At 64.5% G+C, this 23,785-nt stretch carries 26 protein-coding genes and 1 pseudogene; 17 read left to right on the plus strand and 10 right to left on the minus strand.

Annotated elements, in window-relative coordinates; genetic code table 11:
- The first annotated feature begins 32 nt into the window (after nt 1-32).
- Nucleotides 33-1,220, plus strand: coding sequence for a porin (locus tag QEN71_RS08840; protein WP_201654551.1), 1,188 nt, complete (start codon nt 33-35; stop codon nt 1,218-1,220).
- Nucleotides 1,221-1,318: 98 nt separating this feature from the next.
- Here the strand turns inward: QEN71_RS08840 and QEN71_RS08845 are convergent, their stop codons facing one another.
- Nucleotides 1,319-1,711 (minus strand): VOC family protein, encoded by a 393-nt coding sequence (locus QEN71_RS08845; protein ID WP_201654548.1) that lies wholly within the window; start codon nt 1,709-1,711, stop codon nt 1,319-1,321.
- A gap of 81 nt (nt 1,712-1,792) precedes the next feature.
- Nucleotides 1,793-2,725 carry a DMT family transporter gene (locus QEN71_RS08850; RefSeq protein WP_201654545.1) on the minus strand — a complete coding sequence of 311 codons (933 nt, stop codon included), beginning with the start codon at nt 2,723-2,725 and terminating at the stop codon, nt 1,793-1,795.
- A 111-nt stretch (nt 2,726-2,836) separates the two neighbouring features.
- Here QEN71_RS08850 and QEN71_RS08855 point away from each other — a divergent pair, with 111 nt between their 5' ends.
- The 4 genes and pseudogenes from QEN71_RS08855 (at nt 2,837) to dinB (ending at nt 5,697) form a co-directional block, all read left to right on the plus strand.
- Complete coding sequence (locus tag QEN71_RS08855; RefSeq protein WP_201654543.1) at nt 2,837-3,763, plus strand: LysR family transcriptional regulator; 927 nt, start codon at nt 2,837-2,839, stop codon at nt 3,761-3,763.
- 118 nt (nt 3,764-3,881) lie between these two features.
- A pseudogene (locus QEN71_RS08860) lies at nt 3,882-4,076 on the plus strand (hypothetical protein); the annotation flags it as partial.
- A gap of 20 nt (nt 4,077-4,096) precedes the next feature.
- Nucleotides 4,097-4,402, plus strand: coding sequence for a hypothetical protein (locus QEN71_RS08865; protein ID WP_201654538.1), 306 nt, complete (start codon nt 4,097-4,099; stop codon nt 4,400-4,402).
- Between the two features lie 140 nt (nt 4,403-4,542).
- On the plus strand, nt 4,543-5,697 hold the full coding sequence (gene dinB, locus QEN71_RS08870; protein WP_201654536.1) for a DNA polymerase IV: 1,155 nt from the start codon (nt 4,543-4,545) through the stop codon (nt 5,695-5,697).
- A gap of 28 nt (nt 5,698-5,725) precedes the next feature.
- Here the strand turns inward: dinB and QEN71_RS08875 are convergent, their stop codons facing one another.
- Entirely contained in the window at nt 5,726-6,067 is a 342-nt protein-coding gene (locus QEN71_RS08875; RefSeq protein ID WP_201654524.1) for a hypothetical protein, read from the minus strand.
- Between the two features lie 208 nt (nt 6,068-6,275).
- Here QEN71_RS08875 and QEN71_RS08880 point away from each other — a divergent pair, with 208 nt between their 5' ends.
- From QEN71_RS08880 to QEN71_RS08905, 6 genes are all read left to right on the plus strand, one after another.
- A complete protein-coding gene (locus QEN71_RS08880) occupies nt 6,276-7,772 on the plus strand; it encodes an aminotransferase-like domain-containing protein (protein WP_201654521.1) in 1,497 nt (498 codons plus the stop codon).
- A 176-nt stretch (nt 7,773-7,948) separates the two neighbouring features.
- Nucleotides 7,949-8,980 carry a phosphate ABC transporter substrate-binding protein PstS gene (gene pstS, locus QEN71_RS08885; RefSeq protein WP_201654518.1) on the plus strand — a complete coding sequence of 344 codons (1,032 nt, stop codon included), beginning with the start codon at nt 7,949-7,951 and terminating at the stop codon, nt 8,978-8,980.
- A gap of 223 nt (nt 8,981-9,203) precedes the next feature.
- Nucleotides 9,204-9,404, plus strand: a complete 201-nt coding sequence (locus QEN71_RS08890) for a hypothetical protein (protein ID WP_223961196.1) — start codon at nt 9,204-9,206, stop codon at nt 9,402-9,404.
- Between the two features lie 228 nt (nt 9,405-9,632).
- Nucleotides 9,633-11,183, plus strand: coding sequence for a methyl-accepting chemotaxis protein (locus tag QEN71_RS08895; RefSeq protein ID WP_201654511.1), 1,551 nt, complete (start codon nt 9,633-9,635; stop codon nt 11,181-11,183).
- Nucleotides 11,184-11,492: 309 nt separating this feature from the next.
- Nucleotides 11,493-12,491 (plus strand): O-fucosyltransferase family protein, encoded by a 999-nt coding sequence (locus QEN71_RS08900; RefSeq protein WP_201654509.1) that lies wholly within the window; start codon nt 11,493-11,495, stop codon nt 12,489-12,491.
- 190 nt (nt 12,492-12,681) lie between these two features.
- A complete protein-coding gene (locus QEN71_RS08905) occupies nt 12,682-13,830 on the plus strand; it encodes a J domain-containing protein (RefSeq protein ID WP_201654505.1) in 1,149 nt (382 codons plus the stop codon).
- Between the two features lie 39 nt (nt 13,831-13,869).
- On the opposite strand, the gene QEN71_RS08910 is transcribed toward QEN71_RS08905, so the two are convergent.
- The 3 genes from QEN71_RS08910 to QEN71_RS08920 form a co-directional block, all read right to left on the minus strand.
- The gene (locus QEN71_RS08910; protein ID WP_201654502.1) at nt 13,870-14,832 is read right to left on the minus strand and encodes a TauD/TfdA dioxygenase family protein; all 963 of its coding nucleotides are present in this window, start codon (nt 14,830-14,832) and stop codon (nt 13,870-13,872) included.
- Nucleotides 14,833-15,051: 219 nt separating this feature from the next.
- Nucleotides 15,052-15,507 carry a tellurite resistance TerB family protein gene (locus QEN71_RS08915; protein WP_201654499.1) on the minus strand — a complete coding sequence of 152 codons (456 nt, stop codon included), beginning with the start codon at nt 15,505-15,507 and terminating at the stop codon, nt 15,052-15,054.
- 54 nt (nt 15,508-15,561) lie between these two features.
- Nucleotides 15,562-15,939, minus strand: a complete 378-nt coding sequence (locus QEN71_RS08920; RefSeq protein ID WP_233471985.1) for a DUF3563 family protein — start codon at nt 15,937-15,939, stop codon at nt 15,562-15,564.
- A gap of 95 nt (nt 15,940-16,034) precedes the next feature.
- Between QEN71_RS08920 and QEN71_RS08925 the strand changes: the two genes are divergently transcribed.
- The 6 genes from QEN71_RS08925 (at nt 16,035) to QEN71_RS08950 (ending at nt 20,833) form a co-directional block, all read left to right on the plus strand.
- A complete protein-coding gene (locus QEN71_RS08925; protein WP_201654496.1) occupies nt 16,035-16,310 on the plus strand; it encodes a hypothetical protein in 276 nt (91 codons plus the stop codon).
- A 51-nt stretch (nt 16,311-16,361) separates the two neighbouring features.
- On the plus strand, nt 16,362-16,631 hold the full coding sequence (locus QEN71_RS08930) for a hypothetical protein (RefSeq protein ID WP_201654493.1): 270 nt from the start codon (nt 16,362-16,364) through the stop codon (nt 16,629-16,631).
- Between the two features lie 107 nt (nt 16,632-16,738).
- On the plus strand, nt 16,739-17,047 hold the full coding sequence (locus QEN71_RS08935) for a DUF4148 domain-containing protein (RefSeq protein WP_201654490.1): 309 nt from the start codon (nt 16,739-16,741) through the stop codon (nt 17,045-17,047).
- A gap of 209 nt (nt 17,048-17,256) precedes the next feature.
- The gene (locus QEN71_RS08940; protein WP_201654487.1) at nt 17,257-18,585 is read left to right on the plus strand and encodes a sensor histidine kinase; all 1,329 of its coding nucleotides are present in this window, start codon (nt 17,257-17,259) and stop codon (nt 18,583-18,585) included.
- A 223-nt stretch (nt 18,586-18,808) separates the two neighbouring features.
- Nucleotides 18,809-19,483 carry a response regulator transcription factor gene (locus tag QEN71_RS08945; protein WP_201654484.1) on the plus strand — a complete coding sequence of 225 codons (675 nt, stop codon included), beginning with the start codon at nt 18,809-18,811 and terminating at the stop codon, nt 19,481-19,483.
- Between the two features lie 357 nt (nt 19,484-19,840).
- Entirely contained in the window at nt 19,841-20,833 is a 993-nt protein-coding gene (locus tag QEN71_RS08950) for an alpha/beta hydrolase (RefSeq protein ID WP_201654480.1), read from the plus strand.
- Nucleotides 20,834-20,865: 32 nt separating this feature from the next.
- Here QEN71_RS08950 and QEN71_RS08955 read toward each other — a convergent pair whose 3' ends face one another.
- The 4 genes from QEN71_RS08955 to QEN71_RS08970 form a co-directional block, all read right to left on the minus strand.
- Nucleotides 20,866-22,110 (minus strand): MFS transporter, encoded by a 1,245-nt coding sequence (locus QEN71_RS08955; RefSeq protein ID WP_201654476.1) that lies wholly within the window; start codon nt 22,108-22,110, stop codon nt 20,866-20,868.
- 82 nt (nt 22,111-22,192) lie between these two features.
- On the minus strand, nt 22,193-23,131 hold the full coding sequence (locus QEN71_RS08960) for a LysR substrate-binding domain-containing protein (protein WP_201654473.1): 939 nt from the start codon (nt 23,129-23,131) through the stop codon (nt 22,193-22,195).
- A 46-nt stretch (nt 23,132-23,177) separates the two neighbouring features.
- Nucleotides 23,178-23,414 carry an FmdB family zinc ribbon protein gene (locus QEN71_RS08965; protein WP_201654470.1) on the minus strand — a complete coding sequence of 79 codons (237 nt, stop codon included), beginning with the start codon at nt 23,412-23,414 and terminating at the stop codon, nt 23,178-23,180.
- Between the two features lie 37 nt (nt 23,415-23,451).
- Nucleotides 23,452-23,772: an HNH endonuclease gene (locus QEN71_RS08970; protein ID WP_201654467.1), complete on the minus strand. Its 321-nt coding sequence runs from the start codon at nt 23,770-23,772 to the stop codon at nt 23,452-23,454.
- Between the last annotated feature and the right edge of the window lie 13 nt (nt 23,773-23,785).

Here is a 23,785-nt window from a genome sequence, read left to right on the forward strand (position 1 = left end):
CAGGCCGCATCACAAGCAGGAGACTCACAAAAATGAAGACTTCGACATGCACGCGCATGCGTGCAGTGGCCCTCTCATGCCTGCCGTTTGCAGGCGCGGTTCTCTCGACGGGCGCAATGGCGCAAAGCAGCGTCACGCTGTACGGCGTCGTCGATAACGCGTTCGCCTACTCGAGCAATCAGCGCGGACATTCGAACTTCTACATGAGCCAGGGCAACCTGCAGGCGAGCAAGTTCGGCCTGCTGGGCGCGGAGGAACTCGGCGGCGGCACGAAGGCGATTTTCCGGCTGGAAAGCGGCTTCAATTCGCTGACGGGTGCGCAGAGCAGCGCGGGTTTGATCTTCAACCGGCAAGCTTACGTCGGCTTGAGCAACGACAAGTACGGCACGGTGACGCTCGGCCGCCAGTACACGCCGTACTTCAACATGGTCGGCGCGCTCGGGCCGACGGGCGTGTTGACGGGTGCAACGGGCGCGCATCCGGGCGATCTCGATGCGCTGGATACGACGCTGCGCTTCAACAACTCGATCACCTACGCGTCGCCGACTATCGCGGGCTTGTCGTTCGCCGCGCAGTATGGCCTCGGCGGTGTGCCGGGCAGCGTGACGAGCGGCAGCACGTTCAGCGCGGCGCTTCGCTACGATTACCAGGCGTTCTCGGCGGCGGCGGGCTACGTGAAGCTGAAGGACATCACGACGAGCCAGTCGCTCGGCAGCTTCGCGATCAATTCGCCCGTGAACAACGGCTACGCGAGCGCGAGCAGCACGCAGATGATCGCGGCCGCCGCCCGCTATAACTTCACCCCCGATCTGATGGTCGGCGTGAACTACTCGAACGTGCAGTACGCGCCGGGTTCGCATTCGCTGTTCGCGAGCGAGGCGGTCTTCAACACGTACGGCGCGATCGCCACGTATCGCTTCACGCCGTCAGTGATTGCCGGCATCGGCTATAGCTACACGCGTGCAAGCAAGGCGAACGGTATCGACGATCCGGCGCAGTATCACCAGATTTCGCTCGAACAAACCTACAGCCTGTCGAAGCGCACGACGTTCTATGCGCTCGAGGCGTATCAACTGGCGCGCGGCAAGTCGCTGATTGCGTCGGGTTCGGGCACGACGATCGCGGATGCGGTGGCTGTCGTCGGCGATTCGCAGAACACGACGCCGTCGTCGGGGCCGTCGCAGTTCGTCGGGATGGTGGGCATCCGTCACGCGTTCTGATCTGAACGCGGTTAGATCTTTAGCGGTGACGCCGGGCGTCGCGTGACGGCGATGGCCGGCGTTTTTTATCTGCTGCGCTGGAATGAGAATAAGCGAAATCAGCCCGGCATCCGATACACAGCGCAAAGCTTGTTGCCGTCCGGGTCGCGCAAGTAGGCGAGATACACGCCGCTGGAAGCCGGGCCGCGCACGCCGGGCGGATCTTCCACCGATTGCCCGCCATTCGCGATGCCGGCTGTGTGCCAGCGATCGACCTGTTCCGCCGACTGGCAGGAAAACCCGATTGTCCCGCCATTGGCAACCGACGCGTCCTGACCGTCGATCGGTTGCGTGACGAAAAATGCGCCGGTGCCCGTCCGATAGACATAACGACGACGGCGTTCGTTGTCGTCGTTGCGACCTTCGCCCGCGCCGAGTACGCCCAGCACGGCGTCATAGAACTGCTTCGCTTTTTCGAGGTCGTTGGAACCGACTACTACGTGATTGAACATTGCGTGCTTCTTCCTTCGTTGACTTGATCATGCGGGCCACAAGCATAAGCGCGACAGCCGGCTCGTCGCAATTGCGCGCTGTCAGGCGTCGTTCGTGACGGCTGCATGCACTTCGAGCTTGGCGCCGGCGTGCTTCTGCCAAGGCGCGGTCGCGAGCAGGGAGGCGAGCACCATCAGACCGCCGCCGATCCAGGCGGACATCGCCAGATGTTCCCCGAGCCATGCGTACGCGAAGAGCGCGCCGAAGGCCGGTTCGCTTCCCATCAACAGCGCGACGCGCGTCGGGCTGCTGCGCTTCACGGCGAAGTTTTGCGCGAAGAACGCGAACAGCGTGCACGCGATCACGAGGTAGCCGATGCTCATCCAGAAAACGCCATGTCCGACGAGCGTCGGCAGCGCGCGCCATTGGTCGGGCGCCGCAATCAGCGCAACGACGACGCTGCCGAACGTCACCGTGCCCGCCTGAATCGCCGTCACCGACAGCGGCGCGAGCGCCGGATCGCGCATCACACGTTTGGTCACGCATACCATCAACGCGCGGAGCAGCGCTGCGAGCAGGATCAGCGCGTCGCCGGTCGTCGGAACGGAAACGCCACCGCTCACCAGCGCAGCGCCCGCCAGCGACATGCCGACAGCGAGCCACTCGACGGGCAACGGTGCTCTGCGCAGCAGCGCCCATTCGACGAGCGGCGTCAGCACGACACACAAGCTGATGAGAAACGCGGCATTCGATGCTCGGGTCATCGAGATCCCGAACGTCTCGGCCAGAAAAATGCCGAGCAACAAGACGCTCGCGCCCAACGCGCCGAGTAACGAGGACGCCTTGACATGCCGCAGCGATCGCAAGGCCGGCGACAGCACGATGAACGTCAGGCCGAAGCGCAGCGCGAGCAGCCCCAGCACGGGATAGAACGCGAGCGCGACTTTCACGACCCCATAGCTCGTGCCCCAGACCATCGCGACTGCGAGCAGCATCAGGTCGGATATCCAGAGCAGGTTTCTTTGTTTCGACACAGCGGACCTCGGTTTCTCTTAGAACGGTCCCGATTGTCGAGTATTGCGCTGAAAACTATAATCCGGTCTCGCGGAACATCTTTTATGTCGTGAATGCACAAATGAAGCGCCATGAATCCCACTGAGCTTTTCGCGCTGCTGCCCGACATGGCGACCTTTGCGCGCGTCGTCGACTCGGGCAATTTCTCCGAAGCCGCGCGCCAGCTGGGCAGTACGCCGTCGACGGTCAGCCGCCAGATCAAGCGCCTCGAAGAAGCGCTCGGCACGCGCTTGCTGGAGCGCTCGACGCGGAGCATCCGCGTGACGGATTCGGGCGCGCAGGTCTACGGCTATTGCCGCGACATCGTCGGCGCGGCGTCGGGTGCGGTGGACGTCGCCGGGCAAGTGGTCGGCGAGCCGCGCGGCAAGGTCAGCGTCAGTGCGCCGATCGCCTTCGCCCGATCCGTAATCCATCCGCTGATCCCGGAATTTCTGCGCAGCTGGCCCGACGTGGACGTGCAACTGGTTTTCGCGGACCGCGAAGTCGATCCGTTGCGCGATGACGTCGATATCGTGATCCGGCTGACCCGTTCGCCTCCGCTGGGCCTGGCTGCGCGGCGGCTGGGCACCGCGAAATGGCTGCTTTGCGCGTCACGCGCTTATCTCGACGCACACGGAACGCCCGTCGAACCGCGCGATCTCGCCCGGCACGAATGTCTGTATCTGGGCGAAACGGTCGACGACAACCGATGGCATTTCCGGCGCGGCACGCAGACTCAATCGCTGGAAGTGCGGGGACGTTATACCGCCAACGATGTGAGTGCCCGTCTCGATGCCGCGTTGCTGGGCTTCGGGATAGCCAGCTTGCCCGACTTCGCCGCAGCCCAGACGCTGGCGCAAGGCGATCTGGTGCAGGTTCTCGCGGACTGGGAGTTCGAGGCGCGTTCCTATATGGGCCCCGTGTGGCTGCTGTATCCGCCTAATCGCTTTCTGCCTTCCAGAGTGCGGGCGCTGATCGATTACCTCGCGAGTCGCCTGCGCGACGGCACGGACGAGTGACGTCCTGGCCGAGTGGCCAATGAGTGGCCAATGAGTGGCAAATCATCCTCCGCAGGAATTGCACAAAACCCTGTATGAATATACAGTATCGATGTGCGATTGAAGAGGAACGTGCGTCATGGATATGCGTGTGCATCAACCCGTGGGTCATCCGATGCCGGAGATCGCGGCGTTTGTCGCGAACCTGAAGTCGGCGTTCGGCGAACGGGAAATCGACGAGGCCATCCGGCGTGGCAAGGCGGGCGAGCCGACGTTCTATGCATACGAGAACGGCCGGTCGGTGGGCACGGCAGGTTCGCCCGTGGCAGCAAACGAAGCACAGGAGAATGGGCAATGAAGGCAGGTCGTCTGTGGGTCGGGCTCGTCTTGCTCGCTATGACTTCTGCGGCGCACGCGGAGAAATACGTGGAAATCTGGAATCCGCCTGAAGCACGCGGTCACGCGGCGGGCTCGCCGGCCCAGAAACCGGTGCGTCCGCATGCACAAAAGCCTTCGGCGCCACGGCTCGCGAGGAAAGTGACGGAACCGGGCAATGCGCCGGCGGTGCAGGGCGCGTCGTCGGTGGTATCGACGAAGCGGCCGGGCAACCGGAGTATTCCGCGCAAGATCGGTCCTGACGGCAATGTGTTTCGCGTCTGACGGAGGCGGGCAGGCGGCTGTCGCTTGATCCGGGTTGCACGGGCAACTTGTTAAACTGCTTGTTCTCGCTTGCCCAAGCGTACATGCCACGTTTGGCGCGCTTGCAGCGCAATCCTCCATCGCAAACCGCATCGCGCATCATGAGTGTCACCGTCCGCCGAATCGCGCATCTCGACATGGACGCGTTCTACGCATCCGTCGAACTCCTGCGCTATCCGGAACTGCGCGGCAAGGCGGTGGTGATCGGCGGCGGACGCAATGCGGCGCCCGAAACACTGGCTGACGGCACGCGCCGTTTTGCCCGGCTGAAGGACTACGCGGGACGAGGCGTCGTTACCACTTCGACTTACGAGGCGCGCGCATTCGGCGTGTTCTCCGCAATGGGCATGATGAAGGCCGCGCAACTCGCGCCGGACGCGATCCTGCTGCCCACCGACTTCGATTCATACCGCCACTACTCGCGGCTCTTCAAGGCCGAAGTCGCGAAGTTCACGACGCGTATCGAAGATCGCGGCATCGACGAAATCTATATCGATCTCACCGACTTGCCCGGCGGTGCCGCCGACATCGGTGCGCGCATCAAGCAGGCGGTGCGCGCGGCGACGGGCCTGACGTGTTCGATCTGCGTCGCGCCGAACAAGCTGCTCGCGAAAATCGGCTCGGAGCTGGACAAGCCCGACGGCCTGACCATTCTGACGCCCGACGACATTCCATCGCGCATCTGGCCGCTGGCCGCACGCACGATCAACGGCATCGGGCCGAAGGCCAGCGAGCGGTTGGCGACGCTCGGCATCAACACGGTCGGCGATCTGGCGCATGCCGCGCCGGATCTGCTGCAGTCCAATTTCGGGCTCAAGTACGCGACGTGGCTGACGCACGTTGCGCAGGGCGTCGACGAGCGTCCTGTGGTGGTCGAATCGGAGCCGAAGTCGATGAGCCGCGAGACCACATTCGAACGCGATCTGCATCCGCGACATGACCGGCCGGCGTTATCGGAATCGTTCACGCGGCTGTGCGTGCGCGTCGCGGAAGATTTGCAGCGCAAGGGCTACGTCGGGCACACGATCGGCATCAAGCTGCGTTTCGACGATTTTTCCACTGTGACGCGCGATCTGACCTTGCCCGTCGCGACATCCGATGGCGCCGCGATCCGGCGTGCAGCAACCGAATGTCTGAAACGCGTCGCGCTGAGCCGCAAGCTGCGGCTGTTGGGCGTGCGTGTGAGCGGGTTGTCGCTGGCAAGCGAGCAGGCGCCGCCGCTGCCTGTCCAGGCTGAACTGCCGTTCACGGCGTGAGCCCGGCGGACGATGGACGTCCGCGACCTCAACTGCGCCGAACCCGCACGCCGTTCAGCCGACCCATCGAAACACACCACCGCACGATACGCGCCGCGATCGAACCTTTGAGCGGACCCGCATCGATCCGCGCAATCGCCGCGCGTTCGCCCGTCACGATGACTTCGACGTACGCCTCGTACGGCAGCACATGACAGTCGCCTTCGCGGAGCACGATCGACACCATGGGCGCGTCGCCGAGCAGCCAGTCGAGCGAGCCGTCGCGGTAGCTCACTCGCAGCGCGCCGTTCAGCACGGTAATCGCGCTGCCGCGCTTGAACCAGTTCGCGCGGATCTGTCCGGGGGCGTATCGTTGGTCGAGGGGTTTCATCGCAAGCTCGCAGTTCAAGTGTCTAAACGCGGCCCGAAAAAATCGACGGGCCATGAGTCAACAGCGTAAAGACGGCTTGCGGAACACAACAGACTCACGGCTTTAGAATCTGTACCGATACAGGAACATCTTTTTGCGTCCTGTTCCGGTCTGAATTACCGCTGTCTGTATCTGGCGATCTGTCGTGGCAGCAGGCACGATCCATCGGATGACTCTGTTGAACGACGAACCTCTTCTTACGCACGACGACACGGATTGCCGGGCGAATCCTCAATCCGGCGCGCCGCTTTACGAACGCCTCGCGGAACACTATCGCCGCGTGATCGCGTCGGGGACGCTCGCGCCCGGCGACCGGATGCCATCGGTCCGCGCGCTGATGAGCCAGCATCGTGTGAGTCTGTCGACGGCGATTCAGGTGTTCCGGCGTCTCGAAGACGGCGGCTGGCTGCAGGCGCGGCCGCGCGCCGGCTACTTCGTGCGACGTCCGAGCGCGTCGAAGCTGGCGACCGTCGCCGAGCCCGACATTCCGGCGCTTCCCGAGCCCGCGCGCTATGTCGGCTTGCACGAACGCATCTCGCGCGTGATCGAGCGGGCGCAGGCGTTTCCGGATGCGCTCAATCTCGGCGGCGCGACGGCCGACGCCGTGCTGTATCCGACGGAGCGGCTGCAGGCGCTCGCGTCGCGCATCCTGCGTCACAAGCCGACGTTGCTGACGGAAGTCGGTGAAGACGGCGGCGCGGCGGAATTGCGGCAGGCCGTCGCGAAGCGCGCGCTGTCGGCGGGCGTGACCGTCGCCCCCGACGACGTGCTCGTGACGAGCGGCGGTGTCGAAGCCGTGAACCTCGCGTTGCGCGCGGTCGCGCAGCCGGGCGACACGATCGCCGTCGAGTCGCCGGCATTTTTCGGGCTGTTGCAGATACTCGAAAGCCTCGGTTTGCGCGCGCTCGAAATTCCGACCAGCCCGACGACGGGCCTGTCGCTCGAAGCGCTCGATATCGCATTGACCGCTTGCCCGGACCTCAAGGCGCTCGTCGTCGTGCCGAATCTGCAGAATCCGCTCGGCTGCGTGATGCCGGACGCCCGCAAGGCAGAACTCGTCGAACTGTGTGCGCGTCGTGGCATCGCATTGATCGAGGACGAGCCGTATCGCGAGCTGATCGAATCGGCGCAACCCGCGCGGCCGCTGAAGTCGTGGGATCGCGACGGCGGCGTGATCTACTGCGCGTCGCTGAACAAGGTGCTCGCGCCGGGTATGCGGCTGGGGTGGATGTCGTCGGGGCGCTGGCACGCGCGCGTGCGGCTGCTGAAGTTCGCGCAGACGCGTCACAACGAATCGCTGGCGCAATTCGTGGCCGCCGAATTCATCGGCTCGGGTGCGTACGACCGGCATCTGCATCGCCTGCGCGAGAAGTTGCGGGTGCAGCGCGAAGCGAGCGCCGATGCCATCGGCCGCTATTTTCCGGCGGGCACGCGCCTGAATCTGCCTCCGGGCGGCTTGCTGTTATGGGTCGCGCTGCCGGACGGCAAATCGTCGGAAGCGCTGTTCGAAGCGGCCTTGCCGCACGGCATCCGCATTGCGCCGGGTTCGATCTTCTCGAATTCGGAGCGGTTTCGCTCATACATCCGGCTCAGTTGCCCGGCTCCATTCGACGAGCGGATGGACGCCGCCCTGCGTCAACTCGGCCGTCTGACCGCCGACATCTGAACGCGAGATTTCGTCTGTCCAGGCAGTCGGCGCGCATCGCTTCATTCGTCACTGCGTTGTCACGAAGCGCGTCTAATTTCGAAACGCACCCCATACAAAACTTTCAGCAGCGATCTTGCATGGGAACAGAGCCAGGCTCCCACGGAGCCGCTTTGCCCGACAAAAGGAGGTGAACCATGAAACTCGCATCGTTCGCGGCGGCCGGCCTGATCGGCGCGCTGTCGCTTTCCTTCGCGCACGCGGCCGACATCACGGGCGCAGGCAGCACCTTCGCGGCGCCGATCTACACGAAATGGGCCGCCGCCTATCAGAAGACAGGCGGCGGCCGCATCAACTATCAGGGCATCGGCTCGTCGGGCGGCATCAAGCAGGTGCTCGCGAAAACCGTCGATTTCGCCGGCTCCGACGCGCCACTGAAAGACGACGAACTCGCGAAAGACGGCCTGTTCCAGTTCCCGACTGTGGTCGGCGGCGTGGTACCGGTGGTCAATCTGCCCGGCATGAAGCCGGGTTCGCTGGTGCTGTCGGGCCCCGTGCTCGGCGATATCTACCTCGGCAAGATCAAGAAGTGGAACGACCCGGCGATTGCCGCGCTCAATTCGGGCGCGAAGCTGCCCGACACGGATATCGCCGTCGTGCGTCGCGCCGACGGCTCGGGCACGAGCTTCATCTGGACGCACTATCTCGCGCAGGTGAATCCGGAGTGGAAGAGCAAGGTGGGCGAAGGCACGACCGTCAGCTGGCCGACGGGCACGGGCGGCAAGGGCAACGACGGCGTCGCGGCCTTCGTGCAGCGGTTGCCGGGCGCAATCGGCTATGTCGAGTGGGCGTACGCGAAGCAGAACAAGATGACGTACACGTCGCTGAAGAACTCGGCAGGCGCCGTCGTCGAACCGAAGACGGAAACCTTCAAGGCGGCCGCCGCGGGCGCCGAATGGTCGAAGTCGTTCTATCAGATCCTCACCAACGAGCCGGGCAAGGACGCGTGGCCCGTCGTGGGCGCGACCTTCGTGCTGGTGCATTCGGCGCAGGAGAAGCCGGATCGCGGCAAGGAAACCCTCAAGTTCTTCGACTGGGCGTTCAAGAACGGCAACCAGACGGCGCAGGAACTCGACTACATCACGCTGCCGGATGCCGTGGTGTCGGAGATTCGCACGCAGTGGAAGGCCAAGGTCAAGGACGCATCGGGCAAGCCGATCGCCGACTGAGCCGACTGAGCCCATCGATCGGATTGATCAGATAAAACGGATAAAAATCGGCCGGCGCGCCAGAACGCCGGCCGTCATTGAACAGTAACGGGGCATCGCGATAATGCGAATCCTGGCCTGAGAGCAATCGGGACGGGCGTGAAGCGCGGCGTCGGCTATCTGCGGCGAAGCGCTACCGCCAGCCATTCCGGTTGAAGCCAGAGACGTATCAATGACCATTCCCATGCTGACCACACACCGAGGCTATCGCCTGCAAGCCAGCGCTGCTGTTCGCGACGACGGCATGCACGCGGCCGACCTGATCATCGAAAAGCCGGGTCTCCCACCTCGCACTTTCAACGAACTCGATTTCTTCTACGACGGCGAACAGGCGCTCAAGTACGCGACCGCCTGGGGCCGCATCTGGGTCGACATGAAGGGTTGAGCCGCGACGCGGCTCGGAGCATCTCGCGCCCGACGCAGTGCGACCGGGTAAACCCTCGACTCCTGAAATCGTTTACAGCGGGAAATTTCTTCCCAAATATTGGGGGCGGGTTCAGCAGACCACGAACTGAGCCGTAAGAGGCGAAGGCAGACGTCGGCTCCAACGGGCATCGCGCGCGCTCGAATCACTGCGCCGCGCGAGGCCCGCGCACTCTTCCTTGCTCCGTTCATGAAACTCACATTCAAGCTTCCCCTCGCTTTTGCCGCAGCCCTCTTTCTGATGTTCGCAGGTGCGATGTACGGCCTGTACGCGATGCATCGTTCGATCGACGAATACAACGACCTCGTGCGCGTCCACGTCGCGAACGAGCGCATGGCGTCGAACATCCTCGTCAACTTCAAGCTTCAGGTTCAGGAGTGGAAGGACATCCTGCTGCGCGGCAAGGATCCCGCGAAGTTCGACAAGGGCTGGGCCGCGTTCGAGAAGCAGGAAAGCCTCGTCGATACGCAGACGAAGGCGCTGCTCGCGTCGCTCGAAGAAGGCGGCACGCGCGGGCTCGTCGAGCAGTTCGCGACGGCGCATGTGCAGATGGGCGGCGGCTATCGCAAGGGGCTCGAAGCGTTCAAGGAGGCCGGTTTCGAGCCGACTGCGGGCGACAAGGCGGTAGCCGGCGTCGACCGTGAACCCGCGCGCCTGCTCGGCGAGGCCGTCGACCAGATCGCGACGAAAACGGCGGCGATGTCCGCGCAAGCCGCCGACGACGCGCGCCGCGCGGGCGCAATCAGCGTCGTGCTGATGATGGTCGCGTTCGTCGCCGGTCTGGGCGGCGCGTTCCTGTTCAGCCGCTCGATCACGTCGCCGCTGACGCGCGCCGTCGATGTCGCGCGCAGCGTCGCGCAGGGCGATCTGACGACGCGCATCGAGGAACACGGCAACGACGAAATCGGTGCGTTGCTCAACGCGCTCGCCGAGATGCAGACGAGTCTCTCGAACGTGGTGAGCCACGTGCGCCGCAACGCGGACGGCGTCGCGACGGCCAGTTCGCAGATCGCGGCGGGGAATATGAGCCTGTCGGCGCGCACCGAGGAACAGGCGGCGTCGCTCGAAGAAACGGCCGCGAGCATGGAAGAGCTGACGGGCACCGTGCGGCAGAACGCGGGCAACGCGAGCCACGCGACGACGCTCGCCGAAAAAGCATCGGACACGGCCGTGCATGGCGGCGACGTGATGCGGCGCGTGGTCGACACGATGGCGGGCATTTCGGAAAGCTCGTCGAAAGTCGGCGAGATCATCGCGGTGATCGAAGGCATCGCGTTCCAGACCAACATCCTCGCGCTGAACGCGGCCGTCGAGGCAGCGCGCGCGGGCGAAGAGGGACGCGGCTTCGCTGTCGTCGCCGGCGAAGTGCGTGCGCTCGCGCAGCGAAGCGCGACGGCAGCGAAGGAAGTGAAGGCGCTGATCGAGCAATCGTCGACGCGCGTGGCCGCGGGCTCGGATCTCGTGCGCGACGCGGGCGGGATCATCGGCGAGATTGTCGGCTCGGTGCAACAGGTGACGGCGATCATCGCCGAGATTTCGGCGGCGTCGAACGAGCAGAGCACGGGCATTGAGCAGGTCAATCTCGCCGTCACGCAGATGGACGAAGTCACCCAGCAAAACGCTGCGCTCGTCGAAGAAGCATCGGCGGCGGCGCAATCGATGGCGGAACAGGCGCGCTCGCTGCGCGAAGCCGTCGCCGTGTTCACCACGGCCGACGCCGATCATTCGCACGCGCGATAAGTTCATACGATTAGCAGGACGAAGCGCTAATAATTGCCGAATGTGAGGCGTCGCACACAGTCAATTTTGCGACACTCGACCATTGCGTTTATGCCCTTTAAGATGACGCGTGACGCAACACGTCTATTTGCTGGCCGATTTTGCATCGGGCCGGCGGTCCGATACGTATGACGAACGAGGCGCGCAGGACAGACCTGCATGATGGACGCCTCGCTACCTTTACGCACCCCGCCGCCGCGCGCCCGGTTTCTTCGAATACACAGACGGCTTAGCCGGGAAGGGCTGCCCGGCGCATGAGAGGGACGTGGCATGTTGAACAAGTTGATCGACATCGCGAGACACATCCGACGCAGCGAGCGCTTCAAACATTCGATCAGCACACCGGGCCGCATCACGCTGCACGCACAGCAACGTCTGAATCGCGGCTATTTCGCGATCGAAATTCGCGCGCACTCGGGTTTCTTCTCGGTCATGCAGATGGTGCTGTTCATCCTCATGTATTGCGAGGAGAAGCGCCTCACGCCGCTCATCTCCGCACGCGGCGGAATTTACGGCGATCCGGAAGGCCGGGTCGACTGGTTCGGCGAATACTTCGATACCGTCGGCGTGCCCGCCTCGCCGGCGTCGAACATGCGGCTGCGTACGTCGGTTGTCCACGATCTCGGCGGACTCGGATTTCGCCGCCGTTATGAGCCGAGGCTCGAACTGCGCCACGCGAGCGCGCTGTTCCGCGCGCACTATCAGCCGACTGCGCCGATCCGCTCGGAAGTCGAGACGATCCGCCGACGGATCGGCATTGGTGCGGCGACGCTCGGCGTGCATTTTCGCGGCACCGACAAGAAGCTCGAAGCGCATACGATCGGTTGGGAAGATTTCTGCCGGCTTGTCGAGCGCACGCTCGCCGAAGAACCGCAACTGACGAACATCTTCGTGTCGAGCGACGAACAGGCGTTTCTCGATTACTTCGTGAAGTGGGACTTCCCCGTGCCCGTCAGCGTCGCGCCCGCCAGGCTGCTGGCGACGGGCGGCACGCCCGTGCATTTCAGCGGACATCCGGGGCTGGCGATCGGCCGCGAGGCGCTCGTCGCCAGTCTGCTGCTCGCGAACTGTGGGTATCTTCTGAAGACGCCGTCGTATCTGTCCGCGTGGTCGAAAATATTCAATCCGTCGCTGCCCGTCAAACTGGCCGTGCCGCCGCGCGAAGGCGCGTTCTGGTTCCCGGACAGCCAGATCTGGACCGAGCAGCAACAGCGTCGTCACGATGCAGTCGAACCGGGCCTGCGGATGCCCGACCAGAAAACCGCCTGAAACCGGCTCTCATAAGTGGCCCTGACAAGCGGCGCAAGCCGCTTCGCTGCACCGCACGGCACGGCGCGAAATGCGGTCTGGCCCACAACGGCGCTTAAAAGCTGGCCTTTGGCTGCATCCGTGAGCGGTCGGTGTGCCCGCGCTCGCGTAGAATCATCACAAAATACCAGCACGGCAATCGGGGAAGGGCGTGAAGATTCACAGCCACTACGACAATCTGAAAGTCTCGCGGGACGCTCCTCAAGAGGTGATCCGCGCGGCCTACAAGACCTTGAGTCAGAAATATCATCCTGACCGGCGGATCGACGATCCCGATGCCGAGCGGGTGATGAAGATCATCAATGCGTCCTATGCGGTGCTGAGCGATCCCGTGCAACGCAAGGAGCATGACGACTGGCTCGCGCGCAAGGAGCGTGAAGCGGCAGCAGCGGCTGCGCCGCCTCGGCCGCGTCCTGCGACATCGTCGCAGCAAAGGAACCAGCAGCATAGTCAACAGACCACGCGCCAGGCGGCCACGCAGACGAAGCGCGAGGCTCCGCCGCGTCCGCAGCCGCGTTCGAGCGCGTGGACCTCACAGGCGCGCGTCGATCCGCGCGCCGCACAGAACAAGCCGCGCGCGGCGTCGGGATTTTCGCTGCGCAAGGTGTCGCTGCGCAGCTGGATCGCGATCGGTGTCTGCGCGTTCTTCGGTTATGTCGCGATCTCGGAGTCGATGACGCCGTGGCCGTTCACGCGCAATACGTCGACGTCGTACGGCTCGCCGTACGGTTCGCCCTACGCGCGCGAGCACGGGGACGCCGACAGTGCGACATCGGCGGAAGGCAAGCGGCGCTCGCTCGCGGCGATGTCGTCGGCACAGGCGGCGACGTCGCCGTGGACGAGCGATGTTTCCGTCGCCGGCAGCGATGCGTCGTCTGCCCGGCCGACGTTCGCACGACCCGCGCTCGGGCCGAACGGCCAGCCGTGGCCGTCGACGGCGGCGTACCTCGAAGGCATGCCCGTCGGCGCGGATGGCGGGCATTCGTCCGTCACGATCGACAACTCGTCCAACCGTTTCGACGTGTTCGCGAAGCTCGTCTTCAATGCGTCCGTGTTCGACCAGCCGGTGCGGCACTTTTTCATTCCGGCGGGCAAGAGCTTCACGCTGGCGGGCGTCGCGCCGGGCAGCTACGACGTCCGCTATCAGAACCTCGACGACGGCGGCCTGTACAAGTCGCAGAATTTCGCCGTCACGGAGCAGGACAGCGGCAACGGCGTCGACGCGACGAACGTGAGCATCACGTTGTACGCGGTGCCCGGCACCGTGCAGCCGACCACGATCAGCCGCGGCGACTTCTAGTCACTTCCCGTCATCCGCACGCCGCCGTGCGGTGTGAGTTCACTGCAGCGTTTCGCCCGCACCTCGCAGCACCACGCTCTGCTTTCCGTCGATGCTGACGGGCACGTCGCCGTGCACCGTCGCGCGCCGCACGACGCGATGCGCGTCGCCGTAGTCGTTGATCGCGTAGTGCTGCGTCGCGCGGTTGTCCCAGATCGCGACGTCGCCTTGCGTCCAGTTCCAGCGCACGGTGTTTTCGAGCCGCGTGACGTGATCGTGGAAAACCTGCAGCAGATGCGCCGATTCGGTCGTCGACAATCCCTTCAGACGCTGCACGAAATGACCGAGCACGAGCGAGCGTTCGCCCGTTTCGGGATGCACGCGCACGACGGGATGCTCGGTCTCGTAAACCGTCGACGTGAACACCTCGCGATAGCGCTTCAACTGCTCGCCGTCGGCATTGACGTGTGACGACGCGTAGTCGTACGCATTCGTGTGCAGCGCCCACAGCGTGTCGGCCAGACGCCGCAACGGCTCGGGAAGATGCGCGTAGGCGGCGGCCGTGTTGGCCCAGACCGTGTCGCCGCCATACGGCGGAATCACCACGGCGCGCAGGATCGAAATCTTCGGATAGGCATCGACGAACGTGACGTCCGTATGCCACGAGTTCGCGCGCGCGCCGTGCTGCGAATCGAGTTCGAGCAGATGACGGCTGCCGTCGACGGACGGCACGGTGGGATGCGCGACCGTCTCGCCGAAGCGCCGCGCGAAGGCTTCCTGTGCGTCGTCGTCGAGATGCTGCTGGCCACGAAAGAACAGCACCTTGTGTTCGAGCAGCGCGGCGTGGATCGCATCGAACGTCGGCGTGTCGATCGAACCGGACAGCTTGACGCCGCGAATCTCCGCGCCGATGCGTCCGGCGACGCGGCGCACGTCGAGCGAAGCAGGCGCTGCATGCGCGGCGATGGCGTTTGCGTTCGCGTTTGCGTTCGATGAGGCGAGGGCCGTTTGCGTATTCGACATCTGACGTCTCCATGTATAGGGGAGCGTCCATTCAAGCAGCCCGCCCGCGCAAAGAGAACTGACGATTCGTGCGAACGTGTTCACGCGCGTCGCGCTATCGATAGCGGGATTCGTGCTATGGCCTGCGCATCGCGGACGCACATGCGCAAAGCGCTTTCCCGTCTCGGCGATTGAGCCTTCGACGGGAAAGCGCGTGAGTTGAAGAAGCACACGGGTGCATTACTGCGGCGCCATCTGCGCGAGCTTCAATCGCTCGCGTGAACGCGGGCTTTCGTAGATCGTGCGCGCGCCGGGCATGTACCAGGCCGAATGCAGCGTGCGGATGAACAGCGCTTCGCTTTCCGCCATATGTCCATCCGCCTGCGCGCCTTCCTCGCACAGCGCGATGATCTCGCGGCGCAGGCGCCAGTCCTTGATGTCCTGCGCGAGACTGAAGATCACGGCAGGGTCCAGCCTGCAGGTATCGCCCCAGTTCAGATAGGCCGTCGTCGTGAGGTCTTCGCACATCTGCTGCATGACGGCGAGCAACTGTGCGCGGCTGATGTTGAGGCGTTCTTCCATGCCGTAACGCTCGAGTGCTTCCAGTTCGTCGATACCCACGTGTCCGTCCGACAGCAGGCAGGCGGCCACGAGCCGCGCTGCCGCTTCGGGACTGTCGCTTCGATAGTGACGCATTGCAGATCTCCTTTCCTTTGCATCGGTTCGCTTGCTTTCGTTCGACGGCGCGCGTTACGCGATCCAGTCGCGCGGCATCACGCTCGAATGCACGTGGAACGGATAGTCGGGCTCGTCGGTCATGCGCATGCGGCGTTCGAGATCGGCCAGATCCGTCGACGACGCGAGCCAGGCTTCGCGTTCGCTTTCGCGGGAGTGGGTGAGCAGCGTGCCAAAACGACGTGCGATTTCGCTAAACATGATGTTCTCCTTCAGTAGTGCGATGAGAGGGTTGCGATGCGCGGGCTCGGTTTGAAGTGCCTTGAGTCGCCTGAGATCAGGAACGCTGCATCGACGGAATGCATCGTAGGCGGGCTGAATTAGCGGGAAATGAGAGCGATGCGTGCGCTGTTTTTCGTGCTGTTTTTCTTGCTGTATGTCGACGCGATACATCGCGCCAGGCGCTAATTCTTTGCTCACTGTCGACGCACAGAATGCGAATCAACCGATGCGTCAATGACACGGCATCGGATGTCAAGGAGAACAACATGAAAGGGATTCGCCACGTTGCAGTTGCCGCTGTGCTCGGCATGGGACTCGTGAGTGCCGCGCAGGCGCATGTGTTCGTCGGCGTCGGCATTGCGCCCGTCGTCGCACCTGTGGTGCCGCTGGTGCCTGGGGTGCCTCTGGGCCCTGTCGTGCCCGTGTATGCGCCACCGCCGCCTGTCTACTACGCGCCGCCTGTGTATGCGCCGCCCGTCGTGGTGGGTTACTGGGGCCATCCGCATTGGGGCTATCGCGGCTATTACGGCTACTGGCGCTGAGCGCGACATGCGCCTGATTGCCCACGAACATCATCGACGGGAGCACCCATCATGAACTCGAAACACCTTGCAACGATCGCCGCCGCAGCCTGCGTACTTTCTTTCGTTTCAGGCTGCGCGGTCGCTCAGGAGGGCTACTTCCTGAGCCGTCATCCGATCATCGCCGCAGCCGACTTCGACGCGCAGCAGGCGATCGAACAGATGCGCGCCGCGCAGCGCGCCAACGGCTACGACATGGGCGGACATGCGGGACGCGCGATCCAGTTGCTGCAGGACGCGCGCTATGAAATGCAGGCCGCCGCCACGGCGGCGACCCATTGATGTACAGCAGGAGCGTGCCGGAACGGCCGCTAATTTATTGCTAATTGTCGGGCTCTACGATGAGCTTCATCGCAGGCTCACCTGATGAACTTCTGGAGGGAAACATCATGAAAACGCTGATTCAAACCGCTGCCATCGCCATGGCACTCGCATTGCCTGTTGCTGCTTTCGCGCAATCGGACGCACCTGTCACACGCGCCGAGGTTCAGGCGCAGCTCAGGCAACTCGAAAGCGCGGGCTATAACCCGGCGGGCGACAAGGCCCACTATCCGGCGGGCATCGAAGCCGCGCAGGCACGCATCAACGCACAACACGCGGACGAATACGGCGGCGTGGCGGACGGCACGTCGCAAGCGGGCGGGGCTTTTCATCCGCAATATGACGTCGGGATGAAGTCGATTTATGTCGGACATTGAAGGCTGGCGGAACACCGTTATCCGCACCATCGAAACCTCGGGCGCGCAGAGCAATCTGCGCGTCCGTATGGTTGTTTTCACCACCAGGAGAGCTTGCCGTGCGGTGTAGAATCGGCTCGCCGAAAGGCTCGCCATATGGCTCGCCGAAAGGCCCAGAAACAGGCTCGCAGGCCGCACAAAACCCTCCACGGACGGCACACATCGCAACCATGTCCATGCCCAAGATCCGCTCGCTCAGAAATCAACTCGTGCTCGCCTTGTGTGTGCTGGTGAGCGTCGTCGGCGTAGTGCAGGGCATCAGCTCCTGGCAACTGGCCAAGGCGGGCATGAGCGCGCTGCTCGATCTGCGTCTCGAACAGGCGGCGTCGCGGCTCTACAAGAGCGGGCTCGCCGAGTCGTTGCCCGCGATTCCCGCGCGCGGCTCGCAGCCGGAACGCGACATCTACCTCACGGTCTGGAAGGATGGCATCGATACGCCGTACCGCTCGACCGATCCTTCGCTCGCGCTGCCGCGCGACGCCGATTCTGGCTTCACGACGGAGAAGGTCGGCGGCGAGAACTGGCGCATCTACACGCTGCGCGAGCAATCGATGACGATTCAGGTCGCGCAGCGCTCGTCCGTGCGGCACGAACTCGCGCAAGCGCGCTCGCTGAACACGTTGTGGCCGATGATCGTGCTGGTGCCGATGGTCTGGATCGCCGTGCTGCTCGTCGTGCGGCGCGCGCTGCGCCGTCTGACGCGCCTCGGCGCGCAGGTCAAGGCGATCGACATGACGCATTTCGAGCAGTTGTCCACCTCGGGTGTGCCGACGGAGATCCGTCCGTTCATCACGTCGATCAACACGATGATCCAGCGTCTCGAACAGTCGATCGAGAGCGAACGCAAGTTCATTTCCGACGCCGCGCATGAACTGCGCACGCCGCTCACCGCGCTGCAATTGCAGGCGGACAATCTGCAGCCGCATATCGCGCCCGGCAATCAGGAGCGCTTTCGCGAGCTGCAGAGCGGCATCCGGCGCAGCGGCCGGATGATCGCGCAGTTGCTGAAGCTCGCGCGCGCCGATGCAGCCTTGAAGGCGGACACGCTGACGCGCGTCGACGTATCGACCGTTGTCGTCGATGCCGTCGCGGAAGTGCTGCCTATTGCGATGCAGCGCGGCATCGATATCGGCGCCAACGAAATGACGAGCGCCCATGTGCGCGCGAACGAAGCCGATATCGGCATTGCGCTGCGCAACCTCGTGAGCAACGCGATCCGCTACTCGCCCGACGGCGGCAAGGTCGATCTGAGCGTCAACGTGCGCGACGGCATGGTGTGGATGGAAGTCGTCGATACGGGGCCCGGCATCGACGAAGCGCAACTGCCACGCGTGTTCGACCGCTTCTTCCGGGCGAATACGCAGATCGAAGGCAGCGGGCTGGGGCTGTCGATCGTGCAGGCCATCGTGAACAAGTACGGCGGCGCGGCGCATCTGCGCAATCGCACGGACGGACAGTCGGGCATCGTCGCAGCGATCGGTTTTCCGGCAGTGCCTTAAAACGGGAGCAGGCCAGAACGCTCATTCTTCGCTAAGTCTGCGCGCCTAGCATAAGAACTGTTGGAGCAGGCCCCTCTGGTTCTGGCACGGCGATCGGTGCACGCCAGAATCCTTCGGCCGACTGCGCAAGCGGTCGGCCTTTTTTTCGTCTTCATGTTGCGCGTCGTGAGCTTCGCCCACTCGGTTATCATGCGATCTGGCTGGTGCGCGAGGAAACGACATCATGCGAGTGCTACTGGTTGAAGACGATCTGCAGATTGGCCAAAGTCTGATGCGCGCGCTGCAGGACGCGGACTACAGCGTCGACTGGGTACGCGACGGCAACGCAGGCAGCGCGGCCATCGCTGCCGCCGAATACACGGTCGTGCTGCTCGATCTCGGCTTGCCCGGCATGGGCGGCATCGAATTGCTGAAGACGGCGCGCGGCGCGGGCAATACGGTGCCCGTGCTGATCCTCACGGCACGCGACGATCTCGAAGCCCGCGTGCAAGGCCTCGACGTCGGCGCCGACGATTACGTGCTCAAACCCTTCGACGTCCCCGAACTGATGGCGCGCATGCGCGCCGTGCTGCGCCGCAAGGCGGGGTACGCGTCGTCGCGTCTCGGCGACGATGCGCTGAACCTTGATCTCGACAAGCGCACGCTGTGCTGCAACGGCGTGTCGTCGGTGCTGTCGGCGCGCGAGTTCGCGCTGATGCTCGCGTTTCTCGAGCGGCCCGGCACGATCCTGTCGCGCGATCAGCTCGAAGACAAACTGTACGGCTGGGGCAAGGAAGTCGAGAGCAATGCCGTCGACGTGCTCATTCATTCCGTACGCAAGAAATTCGGGCAAGCCGTGATCCGCAACGTGCGCGGTCTCGGCTGGACTGTGATGCTCGGCGATACGCCCAAAACCTGAGCGCATCGCGCTCATTGTCCGCTCACTCTCTGTCGACACAATCTTCTCGTCCGCACAGCAATCACGCTGTGCGCGCAGAGCGAGGAGAACGCGATGAGAGGGATTCCAGACGTTCGTGTCGTTGTCGAACGCAACGACGCACAAGCGGCTTTCGATATGTTCGATCCGTGCACGCGCACTCGGATTACCTTGCATATCGACGGCAGAATGCAAAGCGCGGGCTCACGTGCGCCGGTGTACTCCAAGCGTGCTTATCGCATGCGGCCGTCGACGTGCGGCATCGGGTTATGCGTGCGTTATCCGCGCTGTGCCGGCTGGAGCGATGGCTTCGGTTCGACGCAACAGTGAGGCGCGGCCATGTCGAACCATTCCACTATCGAAGGCGCGAACGATCGCATGTCGGCAAGCTGGCAGGCGCGCATCGCCGTCGGCGCGCTGCCATTCTTCGCCGGGCATCGCCGGTCCGCGTGCGTTGCCGCGGTGCCCGATGTCGCGCAAGTGCGTGCACGCGCGGAGCGGCTGTCGCTGCCGGGTGCGTGGCTCGCCGCGCTGCTCAATCCGCGCTCGCGCCGAACGCGCGACGCCGATCTCGACGGCCTGTGGACCTGGCCTTCGCCGCGAAACGGTCCGATCGCGAACGCAATTCTGTATCTGCATGGCGGCGGCTATTACTTCGGCTCGTCGTCGACGCATCGCGCGGTGACGACGGCGCTCGCCTGTCATAGCGGCGCACCCGTGTTCGCGCCGGATTACCGGCTCGCGCCCGAGCATCCGTTTCCCGCCGCGCTCGAAGACGCGTTGCACGCCTACCGGACGATGATCGCGCGCGGCATCGCGGCGGATTCGATCGTCGTCGCGGGCGATTCGGCGGGCGGCGGGCTTGCGCTTGCGATGCTGCTCGCGCTGCGCGATGCGGGTGAAACGCTGCCTGCGGGCGCGGTGCTGTTCTCGCCGTGGGCCGATCTGACGACGACCTGGCGCGCCGCGCGCGGCACCGGACCGGCGACACGGCTCGCGATGCAGCGCGCCGCGCGCATGTACATCGACGATGCGAGTGCGTGGGATCCGTACGTGTCGCCTGCGCGCGGCGAGTTGCACGATCTGCCGCCCATCCACATCCAGATCAGCGACAGCGAGCCGATGTACGAGGACGTTCGCGCGCTGGCGGCGCGTCTCGATCGCGCGCGCGTGACGGTGCAAGTCGCGCAATGGCACGCGATGCCGCACGCGCTGGCGTGCTTCGCGCCGTTTCTGCCCGAAGCGAATCAGACGCTGCGGCAGGCGGCGATGTTCGTGCGGCGCTGTTATGCGACACGCAAGCGTCACGCGGCGGCGGTTGCAATTGCATGACCCAGCGCTGACGGCCGACCTCTGGGAACGTGTCATGCACGCGCAGGTTCGGCGCTCGCGTGAACGGTGTCGTCGATCGGGAAGTGCAGCAGAGCGGCGAACAGTCCGGCGAGCGCCGTCGCCGCCCAGATCGGCGTGTACGAGCCCGTCGCGTCGAACACATAGCCGCCGAGCCATGCGCCCAGAAACGAGCCCAGCTGATGGCTGAGAAACACCACGCCGAACAGCGTGCCGAGATGCCGCGTGCCGAACACCTTGGCGATCAGGCCGCTCGTGAGCGGCACGGTGCCGAGCCACGTCAGGCCCATCACGGCGGCGAACAGCACGACCGACTCCGTCGACTTCGGCAGCAGGAAGAAGGCGGCAATCGTCGCGCCGCGTATCAGATACAGCCAGCCGAGCACATGCTGCTGACGGAAGCGCCCGCCGAGCCAGCCGCACGCCCAGCTGCCCGCCATGTTGAAGAGGCCGATCAGCGCGAGCGCGGTGGCGCCGAGTCCCATCGGCATGTGGCACAGCGTCAGATAGCCGGGCAGGTGCGTCGCGATGAACGCAAGCTGGAAGCCGCAGGTGAAGAAGCCGAGCGTCAGCAGCCGGTAGCCGCGATGCTGCGTCGCGTACGCGAGCGTTTCGCGCAGCGATGCAGTCACGGGCGATGCGGCTGCTTGCGGTGCGGACGTGTCGTGACGGCGGTCGAGCAGGATGCCGAACGGCGCTGCGACGAGCATCAGGAACGCGAGCGCGAACAGCGAAGTCGAAACGCCCGACGTTTCGCGCACCACTTGCGCGAACGGTACCAGAAGCACCTGTCCGAGCGAGCCGCCCGCGCTCGCGATGCCCATCGCCATGCTGCGCTGCGCGGGCGTCGCGACGCGTCCAACGGCTGTCAGCACGACGCCGAAGGTCGTGCAGCTCACGCCGATGCCGACCAGCAGCCCGAGGCCGGCGATCAGCGCGATACCGGACGGCGCGCTTGCCGCGAGCGCGAGGCCTGCCGCGAATGTGGTCGCGCCGAACGCGACGACGGGCGCGGCGCCGTAGCGGTCGGCGGCCGCGCCCGCGAACGGCTGCGCGAAGCCCCACACGAGATTGTGCAGCGCGATGGCAAACGCGACCAGCGTGACGGGCAGGCCGCGATCGTATGAAAACGGTCCGATGAACAGGCCGAAGGTCTGACGGATGCCCATGGCCGCGCTCAGGATCAGCGCGGCGGCGACGATCACGTAGAGCGTCGGGTTCTTCAGGGGTGCTGCGTAAGCGGATCGGGTCGTCGACATGTTTCGTTTCCTCCTTGCCGAATCGTCGCAATAGCGGGGCGGCCGGACAAACGAAAAGATTTCGGCGACAGGTGAAGAAAATTCACTCGTGAGCGGGAAGGGCTTCGTGCCGTGTGACGTCTTCGAACGCGAGCGCTTCGTGCAGCAGCCAGCGTCTGAACGCCTGCAACTCGGGCCGCTCGTCTGCGCCATCCGTGCCTTCTGCGCCGACGAGCCAGTACGAGGTTTTCGCATCGACGCTCAGCGCGCTCGCTTCGACGAGTGTGCCCGCATCGAGTTCGCGGTCGACGAGCGGTCGTCTGCCGATGGCGACGCCCATGCCCGTCGTCGCCGCTTCGAGCGCGAGCTGGATCGTGTCGAAGCGCAGGCCGCCCGTTGCGTCGAGATCGCCGATGCCCGCGCCGTCGAGCCACGCCTGCCAGTCGTCGCTGGCGGTATCGACGTGAATCAGCGCCGCGCGCCGCAAGTCGACGTTGCCATGCGCGTCGAGCAAGGTCTCGCGATACGCGGGGCTGCACACGGGTACGAGCTTCTCGCCGAACAGCCGGTTCCAGTCGCTGCCGGGCACGGGGCCGCGACTCAGACGGATGCCGAAATCGAAGCCGTCGATGGGAAAGCCGACCTGGCGGCGCGACGTATCGACGGATACGTCGATGTTCGGCCAGCGCGCGCGAAAGTCGTGCAGGCGCGGCACGAGCCAGCGCACGGCGAGCGTCGGTGCGCAGCTCACGGAGATCGTCCGATGCGTGCGGCCATCGGGCAGCCGCTGCGTGCCGAGCAGAATCAGCGAGAACGCTTCGGCGATGTACGGGAAATACAGTTCGCCCGCGGGCGTCAGCGACAGCTTGCGCGGCTCGCGTGTGAACAGCGCGACACCGAGCGTCTCTTCGAGCGCGACGATGCCGTGACTCACCGCGCTCGGCGTGACGTTGAGTTCGGCGGCGGCGAGCTTGAAACTGCCGAGCCGCGCGGCTGCCTCGAAGAAACGCAGCGAGTTCAGCGGAGGCAGGCGAGCGGGCATGGTGCGGACTTCGGGCGTGAGTAAGCGATGGAAGTGGTGCGCGCGCTCATGGACAGCACGAACAGCCACGATGCCGCATGCCGTATCCGCCTTCGCTGTCGGAAGCGCCACTGGATCCACTACCTGAAGCTGAAGCGCCGCCGAGCAACGCAGGCGCGCCGACCCGCACGCGTTCCGCGGACGTGCCGCAGCGAGGACAGGCGGCGGGCTCGTCGCGTTCGGCGATGCGCCGCACGGTTTCAAACGCGCCGCAGTCGGCGCACTCGTAGTCGTACACAGGCATAACTTGTTCCGTCGTTATCGCACGATGCGATCGGGTGTCAGCGCTTGCGCCGGCTGCTGCGCGTGCGTTCATGAAACCCGACCGGCTTCGTGCGTACCCAGTTCACGAAAGCTCTGACTTGCTCATTGTCGAGGAGACGATCGACCGAGGCATACGTCGTCGCCAGCTCGCGCTCGGAAAACAGCGCGTGCAACTGCCGATGACAGATCCGGTGCAGCGCGACCGTTTCACGGCCGCCTTCCGCTTTCGGAATCAGGTGATGCTCGTCGCGCTGGTCGGGTGGAATCGCGCGGCCGCACAGCGGACAGACTTCATCCTGCGGCGGCCGATACCACGATTCCACTTCGCGCTTTGCCATCGATGCTCCTGCG

Origin of the sequence: Paraburkholderia sabiae, assembly GCF_030412785.1 — a bacterium.
Taxonomy (GTDB): domain Bacteria; phylum Pseudomonadota; class Gammaproteobacteria; order Burkholderiales; family Burkholderiaceae; genus Paraburkholderia; species Paraburkholderia sabiae.

What these genes read in the sequence shown, in the direction of transcription:
- QEN71_RS08840 (WP_201654551.1), top strand. Translation starts at nt 33, where the DNA reads ATGAAGACTTCGACATGCACGCGCATGCGTGCAGTGGCCCTCTCATGC.
- QEN71_RS08845 (WP_201654548.1), bottom strand. Translation starts at nt 1,711, where the DNA reads ATGTTCAATCACGTAGTAGTCGGTTCCAACGACCTCGAAAAAGCGAAG.
- QEN71_RS08855 (WP_201654543.1), top strand. Translation starts at nt 2,837, where the DNA reads ATGAATCCCACTGAGCTTTTCGCGCTGCTGCCCGACATGGCGACCTTT.
- QEN71_RS08865 (WP_201654538.1), top strand. Translation starts at nt 4,097, where the DNA reads ATGAAGGCAGGTCGTCTGTGGGTCGGGCTCGTCTTGCTCGCTATGACT.
- dinB (WP_201654536.1), top strand. Translation starts at nt 4,543, where the DNA reads ATGAGTGTCACCGTCCGCCGAATCGCGCATCTCGACATGGACGCGTTC.
- QEN71_RS08875 (WP_201654524.1), bottom strand. Translation starts at nt 6,067, where the DNA reads ATGAAACCCCTCGACCAACGATACGCCCCCGGACAGATCCGCGCGAAC.
- QEN71_RS08880 (WP_201654521.1), top strand. Translation starts at nt 6,276, where the DNA reads ATGACTCTGTTGAACGACGAACCTCTTCTTACGCACGACGACACGGAT.
- pstS (WP_201654518.1), top strand. Translation starts at nt 7,949, where the DNA reads ATGAAACTCGCATCGTTCGCGGCGGCCGGCCTGATCGGCGCGCTGTCG.
- QEN71_RS08890 (WP_223961196.1), top strand. Translation starts at nt 9,204, where the DNA reads ATGCTGACCACACACCGAGGCTATCGCCTGCAAGCCAGCGCTGCTGTT.
- QEN71_RS08895 (WP_201654511.1), top strand. Translation starts at nt 9,633, where the DNA reads ATGAAACTCACATTCAAGCTTCCCCTCGCTTTTGCCGCAGCCCTCTTT.
- QEN71_RS08900 (WP_201654509.1), top strand. Translation starts at nt 11,493, where the DNA reads ATGTTGAACAAGTTGATCGACATCGCGAGACACATCCGACGCAGCGAG.
- QEN71_RS08910 (WP_201654502.1), bottom strand. Translation starts at nt 14,832, where the DNA reads ATGTCGAATACGCAAACGGCCCTCGCCTCATCGAACGCAAACGCGAAC.
- QEN71_RS08915 (WP_201654499.1), bottom strand. Translation starts at nt 15,507, where the DNA reads ATGCGTCACTATCGAAGCGACAGTCCCGAAGCGGCAGCGCGGCTCGTG.
- QEN71_RS08920 (WP_233471985.1), bottom strand. Translation starts at nt 15,939, where the DNA reads ATGTATCGCGTCGACATACAGCAAGAAAAACAGCACGAAAAACAGCGC.
- QEN71_RS08925 (WP_201654496.1), top strand. Translation starts at nt 16,035, where the DNA reads ATGAAAGGGATTCGCCACGTTGCAGTTGCCGCTGTGCTCGGCATGGGA.
- QEN71_RS08930 (WP_201654493.1), top strand. Translation starts at nt 16,362, where the DNA reads ATGAACTCGAAACACCTTGCAACGATCGCCGCCGCAGCCTGCGTACTT.
- QEN71_RS08935 (WP_201654490.1), top strand. Translation starts at nt 16,739, where the DNA reads ATGAAAACGCTGATTCAAACCGCTGCCATCGCCATGGCACTCGCATTG.
- QEN71_RS08940 (WP_201654487.1), top strand. Translation starts at nt 17,257, where the DNA reads ATGTCCATGCCCAAGATCCGCTCGCTCAGAAATCAACTCGTGCTCGCC.
- QEN71_RS08945 (WP_201654484.1), top strand. Translation starts at nt 18,809, where the DNA reads ATGCGAGTGCTACTGGTTGAAGACGATCTGCAGATTGGCCAAAGTCTG.
- QEN71_RS08950 (WP_201654480.1), top strand. Translation starts at nt 19,841, where the DNA reads ATGTCGAACCATTCCACTATCGAAGGCGCGAACGATCGCATGTCGGCA.
- QEN71_RS08955 (WP_201654476.1), bottom strand. Translation starts at nt 22,110, where the DNA reads ATGTCGACGACCCGATCCGCTTACGCAGCACCCCTGAAGAACCCGACG.
- QEN71_RS08960 (WP_201654473.1), bottom strand. Translation starts at nt 23,131, where the DNA reads ATGCCCGCTCGCCTGCCTCCGCTGAACTCGCTGCGTTTCTTCGAGGCA.
- QEN71_RS08965 (WP_201654470.1), bottom strand. Translation starts at nt 23,414, where the DNA reads ATGCCTGTGTACGACTACGAGTGCGCCGACTGCGGCGCGTTTGAAACC.
- QEN71_RS08970 (WP_201654467.1), bottom strand. Translation starts at nt 23,772, where the DNA reads ATGGCAAAGCGCGAAGTGGAATCGTGGTATCGGCCGCCGCAGGATGAA.